Raw genomic sequence first — 12,080 nt, forward strand, 5'->3', positions numbered from 1 at the left:
AAATAAAAAACGAGTTTGTATACAACTCGTTTTTCACACCACTTATTCTAATCATTTAAATATTTGTACGAGGCTCCTCCAATCTCTCCTTACTCTTCCAATTGAACAAACTTTCAGCCTTAGTTTGCTGCCCTGGCTTCACAAATAACATCGCTCCCATTGCTATAGCGGCCAAAATGGCAGCTACGATAAACATAGAAGGATAGCCATAACTTACAACTAAGTATCCAGTTAAGGTCGGGGCTAAGATTGTCGCGATATTCGCAATAAAATGCATAATTCCACTATAAGTTCCTGCTTGAACAGGAGCTGTGTCGACAATGATTGCCCAAAATAATGAACTTGGTAAAAAAGCAAATGCATTCCCAAGTGACATAAGTGCTAATACAGCTACATAATTATCCATCGCTGGAATGAAACTAAAGCAAACCGCTGTAAGGAATAAAGCGATAATCGGCAATCCTGTTCGAGCTAAACGAAGATTTCCTGTTTTACGTAAAATACGATCGGATAGCTTCGCCCCTAACGGTAATGTAATACAAGCTCCAAGCCAAGGAATCATGCCAAGATACCAAAGAGAAGATAATTGAAAATGGAATACATCTTGCAGATATTTCGGTGTCCAAGTTAATATTAAGAAATTGATATATTGAAAGCAAAAATACGCTAACGTAACCATGACGAATGTCGGAACTTTAAAGAAAGAATACCACGGCTCTTTTTGGATCCTTTTCTCTACTTTTACTGATTGAAGCACACCTTCAGAGCTACGAATTTCAGCTAGTTCTTCTTTCGTCACTCGCGGATGATCTTCAGGCATATTTGTAAAAGTAAAATACCAAATAATCGCCCATACAATCCCAATTGCACCAAGGATGAAAAACATCATTTTCCAACTTGTAAAAGAGAGTAACATAACCGCTACTGGTGCAGTTAATACTGCGCCTAACGGAACACCAACAAAACCAAGGGATGTTAGAAAAGCTCTTTCTTTTGGCGCTGCCCAGTTTGCTGCTGTCTTATTCGAAACCACGAAAGATGGACCTTCTGTGAATCCAAATAAAACTCGGAACAGAGCAAATCCTGCTAAAGCAGAGCCCCCAAAAACAGCCATCCCTATTTCTCCAGCAAAAGCGGTCGCAATTTCAAAAATAGACCAAGCGGTTGCTGCTACAATCCATACAAACTTTGGTCCTTTTTTATCTGAAAAAATCCGCTATTTTCAAGAGAACTATCCAAATGTAAACTTAAAAATATGGGAAGGTGGTCCTTTATACTTAATAGAGCAATTAGAAAATCGGAATATTGAACTCGCTGTCTTACGTACCCCTTTTAATAAGAAGGCTTTTTCTAGTATTTGTGTATCAAAGGAGCCATTCGTATTAGTCATGCCTGCAAAATGGGAGCTTCATCATTCAAATCTTCCAATCTCCATAACTAAACTAGATCATATCCCCCTCTTACTTTTACATAAAGATAAAGAAGACAGTTACCATCAGCTCGTCATTGATGAATGCAGTCGGCATGGTATAAAATTAAATATAGCATGTGAATGTCCCGACTCTGCATTTGTACTTATGCTCATCATGGCTGGGATCGGAGCCTCGATTCTACCTAAAAGTGCTGTATCTTATATCCCGCAAGAATTTATCAGAATAGTAGATTTAATAGATTTCCCATTCCAATCTGAATCATCAATAATCTGGTTGAAAGATCGGAAACTCTCTAACAGTGCTAGACGATTTATAGAATGCACATAAAGTGAAACTTTAATCAGTGGGGGTTTTCTCCATCCCCCACTGATTATTAGTTGAACCAATCGGGCTTTTATGAACAGTTCATCTCCCACCTAACTTCTTCGCTTCCGCTGAATTTTGAGGTAGGAGTGTTACTGCCCTTTAATGCGGGATAAGAATGATTTCGGAGGTGTAATCATGGCCCTATTCGCTTCTCCATCATTATGTATCATCGCTATAATTTCTTTCGCATTATCTTACTTTGTAGGAGTAAAACAGTATACTTGGCTCTTATCTGGATTTAACGAAAAGCGTGTACAAGATAAGCAAAAACTAGCAAACATAGTTGGGCTTTATAACTTAGCAGCTGGTGTTATTGCGGCAATTGGTAGCGTCTTCACTACGCCCAACATACAAATTATTGTTCCTATTATTATCGTTGGACATGTTGTATTAGCAGCTTATGTGAACACAAGAATGGTTCACTAATCCTTCTAAAAAGAGGGCTCTGTTAAGGGGAAATGGTGAACAAAGCATTTAATAACTTATTAAAGCATATGGACAAACTATCTCAAACGAAAAAAGAGCAAGCTTTTCAATGAGAGAAACACTCTGTTGAACCTACATCCTCTGTTGGTGGTCGTCTAATCAATGAAATGAGAAAAACGTATGACGGTTTACGCTTATCAAAATTCAATATGTAGTCCTTATTAAACTAACAGTCGGAATGGTTGAACACCGTTCGATTTTGTTACAATATTCAGATTAAACCTGACCATAGCAGTATTTAAACTTCAGGGAGGAGATTTATATGTCTTTAAAAGTCGGAGATATAATTACGTTTGAACGAACTTTTACAGTAAAAGATGTTGAATTATTTACAGAGGTTTCAGGTGATGAAGGGATTCACCATATAACCCCAGATGAACAGGGAAGACTTGTAACTCAAGGGTTACTAACGGCAACTCTACCAACGAAAATAGGTGGAGATAATAACGTACTGGCTCGTACTATGAATTTTGAGTTTTTAAGACCTGTATTTACTGGGGATACAATAATTTGTGAAGCTAAAATTGAAAAATACGAAAGGCAAGAAAATCATAGAACAGCTATTATCGCATCCTTTTCATGTAAAAACCAGAATGAAAAAGTAGTATTAAAAGGCAACTTTTCAGGTGTAATACTGTGAATTCTTTCTACCTTCTTCAATTAACTGGAGCATTAGAATCTGATTAGCAACATTAAAATTTAACAGAGCGAAAAAGAAAAAAGATAAGCAAATTTGCTTATCTTTTTTCTGCTTTCCATTCAGTATAATCCATATTAAGATATGGATCTATTTATATTGTTATAAAGAATCCACATATTTTTTCGCTTCCAGCAATGAATACCCAAATGCTTCGCGCGCTTTCTTAACTGCTGTAATTGTTTTTCCATCTTTCACAAGCTGCCGCAGTTCATTATTAATTTCGGGCTCTACCTCTCTAATTCCCATTTGTTTTGTTATTAATTCTAATCTAGTTTCCATACGCTTTAGTCTAGCATCCGTTCTTTTTTCCATTTGCTTTAATTTTTCTCCAATATAAATGGCTCCAAAAACAATAAATGGTATTACAATCCAAAATTCCATATTCTCCTCTCCTTACAATCTATGTATTTCGCACCAATGTTCAATATCAAAATTTTACCATGAAATGAATTTCATATATAGTTATTACATTGATGTGAAGGAGGACATCCACTATGATTCGTTACCTCAAATTTTCATTGCAATTTGTCGTCCTTTGCATTGTATTGACTTTACTATTCGATATGATTGGCTGGTTCATTTTCAAAAAAACAAATCGAAAATAAAACAGTTATCATCCCGCTCATTATGGCAGGATGGACTTTATACATATTTCGATACAAGACTCCCTCAAAAACACCATAATACTACTGCCCTCATCTTAAACAAATGAGGGCATTTATCTGGATCCCTTTACTTCTTAATGGATATATTACATTCTCCTTGTCTATTTATCTCAATCTGTTTTTCGTTATCAATCTCTAGCATTAACGGATGAACTTCTGCATCTAAATCCGAGAAAAACCATCGACGCCCTGATGGCCCTAATAATAAGTAGACTCCGTTTTCTCCCATAAAGTGAAAACCATCACTTAATGCTTCTCCGTCTCTTACTGAAATCCCATATTCTATCAATTGATTCCCTACTTCAAGAACTTCATCTGTCGTCAAATTCATTTCACTCATATTTAATATCGAATCAATAGAGAAAGGTTCATTACTTTCTGGAGATGTAGTATGCCTAGAGATAAACTCTACAATATTCCCCGCAGGATCCATAAAATAGAACGAATGTGCATTAGAGCGTGAAAAATATACTTCATCCTCTCCATCTTCTACATTTAAAACGACCTTCTTTTTTGCCCATTCTTTTGCTTCAGAAAACTGATTGGACGGTATATTGAAAGCAAAATGATAAAAAGGCTTGCTATTCAAATTATTTTTTCGAAATTCTAATTCACTCTCTCCCACTTGGATGCTAAAACTCATTTCACTACTATGTAATAACTGAAAATCTAATTTATTTAAATAGAAATCTTTCATTTCTTCTAATGCGTTACTGTATAAAGTAACCCTACTTATCAACATCAAAAACTCTCCCTTCTAGTCCAGTTCTATATTCAGATCATATAATTAATGACTTATTTTTACAAATAATTGAATTAATAAGAAATTTTATTTATAATCAGAACCAGGTATTATAACTTAGTGATAAAACGAGGGGGATTTGTATGAATTCAAAAGCACGAATTACAGCTGTTGGGACTTATGTACCCGAGAAAGTTCTATCAAATGAAGATTTATCGAATCTTGTTGAAACGACAGATGAATGGATTGTGCAACGAACCGGTATGCATGAGAGAAGAATCACTTCCTCTGATGAATTTTCTACAACTTTATGTATTCGAGCTGTTCAAAATTTAATCGACCGATTCCACGTTTCTATTGATGACGTTGATTTAATTATTGTCGCAACTGCTACACCTGATTACATGTTCCCAAATACAGCAAGTCAAGTTCAGGCTCATTTTGAAATACCTCATACAGGCGCAATTGATATTAGTGCAGCTTGCGCTGGGTTCGTGTATGGACTAATTGTTGCCAACGGCCTTATTACTTCCGGGACAAACAAAAAGATACTAGTTATCGGTGCGGAAACTCTTTCAAAAATCACAGATTATAGCGACCGTACTACTTGTATACTTTTCGGAGATGGCGCTGGTGCAGCCCTTGTAGAATATGATGAAAACAACCCTAGTTTTTTAGGAACTCATATGGGATCTAAAGGTTCTGGCGGAATCAACTTATATCAAACTGCCTTATCCAAAACAATGAATGGAACTCAATTACAAGACACACCTTACCTCATTCAAAACGGAAGAGCTGTTTACAAATGGGCTGTAAATACAGTCCCACAAGGCGTGCAAGAATTACTAGAAAAAAATCATTTAAATATATCAAATATTGATTGGTTCATTCCACATAGTGTCAATTTGAGGATGATTGAATCCATTTGTGAACGAACAGGTATTTCTCTTGATCGCACACTCATGAGTCTACAATATTGCGGAAACACCTCTGCTGCTTCTATTCCGTTAGCACTTGATATCGGATTAAAAGATGGAAAAATCAATAATGGTGACACTTTACTTTTGTATGGATTCGGTGGAGGCCTTGTACATGCAGGACTAATTTTAAGATGGAATATATAAGTACGTAACATAAAGGCTGATGTTTTATCACATCAGCCTTACAAATCATTTATGTACCTCTCAACTCTTTATTGGGTCATTACATTTGTGGTGAAATTAATGCATTGATTTCGTCTTTGATCTAACGAAAAAGCTAACTATTCTCTCTCTCTTTATATCTTACTTTTAACATTCCGCTCCCAATCTAGTTAAATACGATACATCGCATTATATTCCTTTATTTAACATTTTGTTTATTATATAGTGAATGTAACATTGAAAAAGGAGAATAATCATATGGAACTCAAAACGCTAGATATATATGAAAAAATGAATCAATATCTGGTAGCTGGATTAAGCCTAGCTATTATTCGTAATGGAGAATTAGAACATGCTGAAGGCTTTGGCGCACTTGAATTGAGGACGGTTAGAAAAGTTAACGTGAATTCTATTTTCAACGCTTGTTCTATAAGTAAATTCCTCACAGCGATGCTCGTATTGAAATTAGCAGATCAAGGAATACTGGACTTAGATGAAAATGTAAATAACCGTCTTATATCCTGGAAAGTTCCTGAAAATAAATTCACTTATGATAAAAAAGTTACCTTACGAAATCTATTAAGTCATCAATCAGGAATTATTGATCCGGATGAAAGTTTTGATATATATCACCCCATCCAAGGAAAACCTGCGATTTTACAGATCCTTCAAGGTAAAACATCCTATTGCCCAGTCCCTATCGAAGTTCAATATGAGCCTGAAAGCAAGTTTCACTATTCAGACGCTGGATTTTGTATAATAGAACAACTGATAGAAGACGTTACCGGAAAATCTTTTAATCTATTATTACAAGAGTTAATATTTGGACCTTTAAATATGAATAACAGTACACTAGAAGCTCCTAAACAAGAGATCACAAATGATCACCTTGCATGTGGTCACAATAAGAACGGACATGTAGTAGATGGAAAGTATCCGTTCTATCCCTATTCAGCTGCTGCAGGAATTTGGTCAACCCCAACAGATTTAGCTGCTCTAGTAATGGAAATCAGCCATTCTTTGCAAGGCAATAGTAAACTCGGACTATCATCAAAAATAATGAAAGAAATGATTTCCACACAAGGTTGCTCAAAATGGACCGGATTAGGTGTATTTCTTGATAAATCAGATCAAGAAATACAAATTTCTTCACTTGGCTGGGGCGTTGGATTTCAATGCATGATTGTTACATATCCACATAAAGGCACCGGTGCTATCATTATGACAAATTCAGACCTAGGTGTTCACCAAAATGAAGGGATTATTGGAGAAATTATTAACTTATTAGAACTATAGAAAGCTTTAGTAAGGGCTATCATTAAAAAAGCTAGCGAAAGGCTAGCTTTTTTTAGTTCTGACAATAATATACAGAAAAGTTTTTATAGAGTTAAGTACAAAAAATTATATATCCGAAACTACACACAGTGAAGAGCACTTAAAGCGGATTCCTCATCTTTTAAAAAAAATACAGCTTTTCCCTTATTACATTCATATATAAAATCCGCAAGACTTTTACTATTGTATACATTGAAATCCCCAACAATAGCTAATTTTATGCGGTAGTTCATATATTTTTGTAATATTTCACCCGCTAGGCCAGTTCTTAAGTTAAAAAATTCCTCTGTAATATTTACTTTGTTAATCAATATTTTTTGACAATCATAGGAAAAATTGACGGATGCCATCAAGTCTAATGCTCCTTGCACATCCCTTATTACGATTTCAGAACTTTCTATAATTGCAATTTTAGAATTATCTTTTTCATGAATGCGTATTTTCACCTATATCCCCCACCTAACATTACATTTTTCATCAAATTATTATTCTTCTTTTTTTACTTTATATAATATTTTTAGCTACAATCTTTAGATGCTCAGGAGCGATGATTTCCTTTATACTTTCTTGAAGATCCTCGTGAAGCATTTCTTCAAGATGCTCCAATGATACTTCAAGAGGTGTACACTCTAACATTTCAATATTTAATAAGGAATAATGTTCTTTTTTCTTTATGACTAAATATTGATTCTCTTCTGTTACAAGTAAAGAACCTAATCTAATTCCGAGTAAACGTTGATCATCAAATTTCATACTATATCCCTCTCTCTATTAATAGACATACTATAGAAATAAAAACAATTTTATATAAATTAATATCCATATTATAACTTTACCAAAATCTATCTCTAAATAACACGAAAATTGGTATTATTATCCTTGAAAATAAAACCTATACTACATATTTCACATGCGATATTCTTAATTCTCCATATATTGCAGCACAAAAAAACTTTCTCAACATATAAAGATCACTTTATAATTTTCTAAATTATCAGAATACGTTATAATGAATTTAATAAAAGTTTGACCTCTCCTAATTCATGTACATATTGTTGATCGGTAGGAATTGCTACCGGTCTATTTTTTTATTCTTGTATTAAACATTGAATCTTCTTTTTGAATAACTGAAAATAAAAATTCTGCATCTCGGCCCACACCACAAAGCAGTGCTGATCCTCTTTGATGTTGCCAAGGTAAACCAATATAGTATAACCCTTGCACCCCGCTAACACCTCTTGTATGAACTGGTGATCCTGCTTGATTCATTGCAGCTTCTACTTCAATCCACTGATAATTCGGTATGAACCCTGTAGACCATACTACATTCTGAACATTGCATGCGCTATCATCTGAAAACACTACTTTATTCTGCAATGCATTTACGACCTTCGGCTTCAATGCTATTGCTCCATTACGAATAAGCTCTCTACATTCATAACCAAATATAGGATCTTTCTGCTTCTGAAACCATCTTCCCCGCCATGTGTTGATTCCAGCATATAATAGTCCTATTGTTTCCAGCCAAGCAAAAATACTCCTTCTCATTATTTTTAGTGGTAAAAAAGAAAGCGGATGACTTACAGCAATCGTAACATCACGAGATTTCGCTAGTTCTACTGCAATTTGTGTACCGGAATTCCCCCCTCCTACTACAAGGACTAATCCCTCTGGAATTTGCATTGGTGATTGGTATTGTGAAGAATGAATTTGAAAGGTATCATTGGAAAGGTTTTGTGAAATAGAAGGAATGTAAGGCCTCTGAAAAGCACCTGATGCGATAATAACTCGTTTAGATTGTAGAATTTCGTTAGGAGTAAAAACCTCAAACGCATGTCCCTTCTTTCTTATTTTGGAAACATTGATATTTAACCTCACCGGTATGGAAAAACGTTTCGCATAAGCTTCTAAATAATTTGCAATTTCATCTTTACTAGGAAATTCATTTTGATTTCCATTTAACCTCATACCTGGCAGTGCACAATAATCCCTTGGTGTAAACAATTGTAAAGAATCGTACCGCTTTCTCCATGAATCACCAATCCTCTTCCCTCCATCCAATAAAACAAAGTTATAGTTTCCTTGCTGTAAGTAATATCCCATAGCTAAACCTGCTTGACCAGCTCCTACTATAATTACATCTAACATATTTCCTCCTCCTTTTTATTACAATAACATATGAATAACTGTTCATATGTTCATATGTTCATATGTTCATATGTTTGATTTAATATTATAGTTTTCTTTTTTACAAATCAAGGAAAACAATTCTTCTTTCTACTCAACCTATAAACCTAAAAAGCACACTATTGATGATAAGAAACTTTTTATCATTAATAGTGCGCTTTTAAATTCGATATAAGTAACAATTTAATAATTTACTTTCTTATTGAAATACCACTAGACATATACTTTTACATTCTCTTTATTTATAAACATCTGCCGCAAGCTCTTTTAAAAGGCCGATGTTTGTCACTTCAAAGTACCCATTATTCTTTCTAATTACACTTTTATCACAAAGAGTATTTAATGTTCTTAATAAATGCCTGTAGCTTGTTCCTAGCAATTCCGATGTCTCAGTTAAATTCCCATTAAATATAATTCTTTGTTCATTATGAATAAGTCTTTCTCCAGTCGCAAGAATGTAACTTGCTAACCTATTCTCAAGAGGATACAGTAAATTAATCGTACTGTTTTTTGACAATCTATTTAACTTATGAGACAAAGAACCACAGATACACCTTAAAAAGGTTGCATCCTGAAGCAATCGTTCTCTCACCTTTTCTAAAGGGATTCCAATGCAATAAGAGTCTACCATCACTTGTACATTTGAAGCTGTTTTTTGTGAGTGGATTAATTCAACATCTCCCAATATTTGCAAGCTATCATAAAAACATAATAATACAGATTTCCCATTACTTAATGTGTTATAAGCCTTCGCTTTTCCTTCAACAAAGAAATACAGATAGTGAATATCTTCATTCTCCTTACAAATATGCTCATTCTTTTTAAAGAGTAATAGTTCCATATATGATTTCATATCATTGCTAAAAAATGATGCAATTTTATTCTTTTGCACATAATCATCTAACTTATGAGAATTACATATTTTCTTCATACATCCCCCACCTTTGTAACTCATTTTAATTATAAAGAAAATTTCTTCCTTTCACTATGACATATGTCATAGTAGCTCACAATTTAATCATGATACATTACATGTAAATTTATAAAGGGGGAACGTCATTGTATAATTTACTCTCAATTATTATAGGTGCTTTCATCGCCATTATGATTCCTTTAAATGGGATCTTATCTGAAATGACAGGTAACTATACATCTAGTGTGATGATTCATATCGTTGGATTAGTTGCCATTGTCATTGTTTTACTCGTTAGCAAATCCAAACTTCGCATGCAAAAAGGGATACCGATTTATCTTTATAGTGCAGGAGCTATCGGTGTTTTCACCGTACTATTTAGTAATATAAGCTTCACAGCACTCGGTGTCTCTATTACAATCGCTTTAAGTTTATTTGGGCAATCTGTTTCATCTATTATTATCGATCATTTCGGCTTATTAGGTATGAAGGTCGTGAAATTTGAAAAGAAAAAAATGTTTGGATTACTTCTGATTTCTTCGGGAATTGTTGTAATGACTATTTTTTAATGGAGGATGGAACTATGTTATATATTTGCATTGCAATTTTAGCCGGAATTTCCATTGTAGTTGCAAGAATTATTAATGCTAACTTAGCAGCAAAGATTGGAATTTTCCAAGGAACATTTGTTAATTATATTACGGGATTGTTTTTTTCTTTTTTATTTTTACTCTTTAGCAATGAATCTCTTCACGTATCAGCTACGACATTGCACTCCATACCATTTGTAGTATATTTAGGAGGTTTAGTTGGTGTTATTGTAATTGTATTATCAAACTATATTACTCCTAAAATATCATCTTTCTATTTAACTTTATTGATTTTTGTGGGGCAATTATTTATGGGAGTTATAATTGATTTCTTCACATCAAATGATGTATCTATCGGTAAAATAATCGGAGGCTTTTTAGTATTACTTGGACTGACTTATAACTTAATACTTGATAAGACGTACGAACCTGTGAAAAATAGTCGAGTGCAGCTCTAACAACATTTTAAAAAATAGAAAAGGAATACATCCGCACGCTTACATTGGATTTATTCCTTTTTTATAAGAACTCCTCCAATTTCAACACATTAACTTTTCCTCTTCTTTCACAGAGTGTCTTCTAAAGACAAGGAATTTCAATGCAATTGACATTATCATCATTCCAATTCCGCACATAATAAACATAACATTTAGAGAAATAAATATAGACAGAATTCCAAATACAAAGAGAGATATTGTATCTGCTAAGTAAAGCAAAACTGCATTAAAACTGAACCCTCGCCCTAACATATCTTTCGGAACGAGTTTTTGTAATATGTATACCCTCGTTAGTCCCGCTAACGGTAGACCAATCCCGACTATACATACTCCAACAAAGTAAAATGAAATATTAAATGTAAATCCAAGCAAAAAGATCCCAACACCCCAGATGATAGACGCGATTGTATAAATAGTTAAATTCAAGTTTTTCCATATGAAGGGGATCATCATATTTGTAATGATTACTACGCATCCAAAGAACCCTTGAATGACACTATAAATTTCTTTACTCTCTTTTGTGAACTCTCCCAATGATAATAATAATCCAACTTTCCAAACCCATGTATTCATAAAAACCATTGTAAATGTAAGGAGGAATAAAAATGTAATTTGTTTATTAGATTTCATCCAAAGCCAAAATTCACGTAATGAGAGAAATACTTCTTTTACCTGTTTCTTTTTAGCACCCACCACATCCCCTGTTACATTCAGCTTAAAAAGAAAAAGTGCGCTTATGAAATATGTAATTGCATCAATCGTAAAAAAGTGAATGACACCTACTGTCTTCATTAACAATATGGAGAGAAACGGGCTGAGTACAGTTATCCCTCTCGTTACGGAATCATATAAACTATTCGTCATATTCCGCTGTTCTATAGGGGTTATAATTGGTAATAGCGCCCGGTGTGCTGGATTAAAAAAACAACCGCAACACTGAATAAAAAAACTTATGATGATCATATACGTGTAGGTTAAAACATCGAAGTAATAGCAGAAGACAAGAGACAGAATAAAAGGAATA

13 protein-coding genes and 3 pseudogenes are annotated in these 12,080 nt (G+C 34.0%); 8 read left to right on the plus strand and 8 right to left on the minus strand.

All coding sequences use genetic code 11. The features are described 5' to 3' along the window. Positions 1–55 precede the first annotated feature (55 nt). Positions 56–1,213 (minus strand): annotated as a pseudogene (locus tag MHH71_RS29635) (MFS transporter); the annotation flags it as partial. Here MHH71_RS29635 and MHH71_RS29640 point away from each other — a divergent pair. The 4 genes and pseudogenes from MHH71_RS29640 to MHH71_RS29655 form a co-directional block, all read left to right on the plus strand. Then, positions 1,194–1,760: pseudogene (locus MHH71_RS29640) on the plus strand (LysR family transcriptional regulator substrate-binding protein); the annotation flags it as partial. The pseudogenes MHH71_RS29635 and MHH71_RS29640 overlap by 20 nt on opposite strands. 174 nt (positions 1,761–1,934) lie before the next feature. Next, a complete protein-coding gene (locus MHH71_RS29645; RefSeq protein ID WP_003207782.1) occupies positions 1,935–2,225 on the plus strand; it encodes a DUF3784 domain-containing protein in 291 nt (96 codons plus the stop codon). Positions 2,226–2,260: 35 nt separating this feature from the next. After that, positions 2,261–2,404, plus strand: a pseudogene (locus MHH71_RS29650) (IS1595 family transposase); the annotation flags it as partial. Between the two features lie 143 nt (positions 2,405–2,547). Continuing rightward, positions 2,548–2,925: a hotdog domain-containing protein gene (locus tag MHH71_RS29655; RefSeq protein ID WP_006095250.1), complete on the plus strand. Its 378-nt coding sequence runs from the start codon at positions 2,548–2,550 to the stop codon at positions 2,923–2,925. A gap of 159 nt (positions 2,926–3,084) precedes the next feature. Here the strand turns inward: MHH71_RS29655 and MHH71_RS29660 are convergent, their stop codons facing one another. Both MHH71_RS29660 and MHH71_RS29665 read right to left on the minus strand, forming a co-directional pair. Then, complete coding sequence (locus MHH71_RS29660; RefSeq protein ID WP_006095249.1) at positions 3,085–3,366, minus strand: hypothetical protein; 282 nt, start codon at positions 3,364–3,366, stop codon at positions 3,085–3,087. 351 nt (positions 3,367–3,717) lie between these two features. Next, on the minus strand, positions 3,718–4,392 hold the full coding sequence (locus MHH71_RS29665) for a VOC family protein (protein WP_006095247.1): 675 nt from the start codon (positions 4,390–4,392) through the stop codon (positions 3,718–3,720). Between the two features lie 143 nt (positions 4,393–4,535). Here MHH71_RS29665 and MHH71_RS29670 point away from each other — a divergent pair, with 143 nt between their 5' ends. Both MHH71_RS29670 and MHH71_RS29675 read left to right on the plus strand, forming a co-directional pair. Next, a complete protein-coding gene (locus MHH71_RS29670) occupies positions 4,536–5,516 on the plus strand; it encodes a ketoacyl-ACP synthase III (RefSeq protein WP_006095246.1) in 981 nt (326 codons plus the stop codon). 276 nt (positions 5,517–5,792) lie between these two features. Then, entirely contained in the window at positions 5,793–6,830 is a 1,038-nt protein-coding gene (locus tag MHH71_RS29675) for a serine hydrolase domain-containing protein (protein WP_078211800.1), read from the plus strand. A gap of 119 nt (positions 6,831–6,949) precedes the next feature. On the opposite strand, the gene MHH71_RS29680 is transcribed toward MHH71_RS29675, so the two are convergent. The 4 genes from MHH71_RS29680 to yeiL all read right to left on the minus strand — a co-directional run bounded on the left by MHH71_RS29680 (position 6,950) and on the right by yeiL (position 9,987). Next, complete coding sequence (locus MHH71_RS29680; RefSeq protein WP_003198761.1) at positions 6,950–7,315, minus strand: DUF4180 domain-containing protein; 366 nt, start codon at positions 7,313–7,315, stop codon at positions 6,950–6,952. Between the two features lie 58 nt (positions 7,316–7,373). Continuing rightward, on the minus strand, positions 7,374–7,622 hold the full coding sequence (locus tag MHH71_RS29685) for a hypothetical protein (RefSeq protein ID WP_006095244.1): 249 nt from the start codon (positions 7,620–7,622) through the stop codon (positions 7,374–7,376). A gap of 327 nt (positions 7,623–7,949) precedes the next feature. Next, on the minus strand, positions 7,950–9,017 hold the full coding sequence (locus MHH71_RS29690; protein ID WP_006095243.1) for a flavin-containing monooxygenase: 1,068 nt from the start codon (positions 9,015–9,017) through the stop codon (positions 7,950–7,952). Between the two features lie 277 nt (positions 9,018–9,294). After that, complete coding sequence (yeiL, locus tag MHH71_RS29695) at positions 9,295–9,987, minus strand: transcriptional regulator YeiL (RefSeq protein WP_018766244.1); 693 nt, start codon at positions 9,985–9,987, stop codon at positions 9,295–9,297. 128 nt (positions 9,988–10,115) lie between these two features. Between yeiL and MHH71_RS29700 the strand changes: the two genes are divergently transcribed. Together MHH71_RS29700 and MHH71_RS29705 are read left to right on the plus strand one after the other, a co-directional pair. Next, positions 10,116–10,538, plus strand: coding sequence for a DMT family transporter (locus MHH71_RS29700; RefSeq protein WP_006095242.1), 423 nt, complete (start codon positions 10,116–10,118; stop codon positions 10,536–10,538). 14 nt (positions 10,539–10,552) lie between these two features. Beyond that, complete coding sequence (locus MHH71_RS29705; RefSeq protein WP_018781811.1) at positions 10,553–11,017, plus strand: DMT family transporter; 465 nt, start codon at positions 10,553–10,555, stop codon at positions 11,015–11,017. 81 nt (positions 11,018–11,098) lie between these two features. On the opposite strand, the gene MHH71_RS29710 is transcribed toward MHH71_RS29705, so the two are convergent. After that, positions 11,099–12,019, minus strand: coding sequence for an MFS transporter (locus MHH71_RS29710; protein ID WP_240516993.1), 921 nt, complete (start codon positions 12,017–12,019; stop codon positions 11,099–11,101). Positions 12,020–12,080 lie beyond the last annotated feature (61 nt).

Source organism: Bacillus sp. FSL H8-0534 (assembly GCF_038005885.1).
Taxonomy (GTDB): domain Bacteria; phylum Bacillota; class Bacilli; order Bacillales; family Bacillaceae_G; genus Bacillus_A; species Bacillus_A pseudomycoides.